A 331-nucleotide genomic window follows, 5' to 3' on the forward strand; every position below is an offset into this window, starting at 1 on the left:
GTGGTATAAAGACGGACCACTTTGCCGGTGGTTACGTTTACCATCTCGATGCCGTCCGTCCGGCCGATGTGGGTATCGTCGTTGCGGGTATCGTATACGACCCACTGGTCGTCGGGAGAAAAAACCTGGGTCGCGTTTAACGTATGACCGTATTTACCGGACGTTAGCTGTTGTTCGGGCATAGGAATATTCGGCCGCAAGCTATCAAAAATTAATAAAACGATTCAGGGCGCAAGGTAGCTTAGCGTCGTTCGTCCACCGGTGGTATTTTGTTTATCAATGTATTAAGTTTTCCGGCGGACTTTTGAAGATCGAAGGCATCGTATAATGT

The 331-nt window shown here is 48.3% G+C and carries 1 pseudogene; it reads right to left on the reverse strand.

The features are described from left to right. A pseudogene (locus KK062_RS30165) lies at nucleotides 1-182 on the reverse strand (DUF3748 domain-containing protein); the annotation flags it as partial. Nucleotides 183-331 lie beyond the last annotated feature (149 nt).

The sequence above is a fragment of the Dawidia cretensis genome, assembly GCF_018598175.1.
GTDB classification, from domain to species: domain Bacteria; phylum Bacteroidota; class Bacteroidia; order Cytophagales; family Cyclobacteriaceae; genus Ohtaekwangia; species Ohtaekwangia cretensis.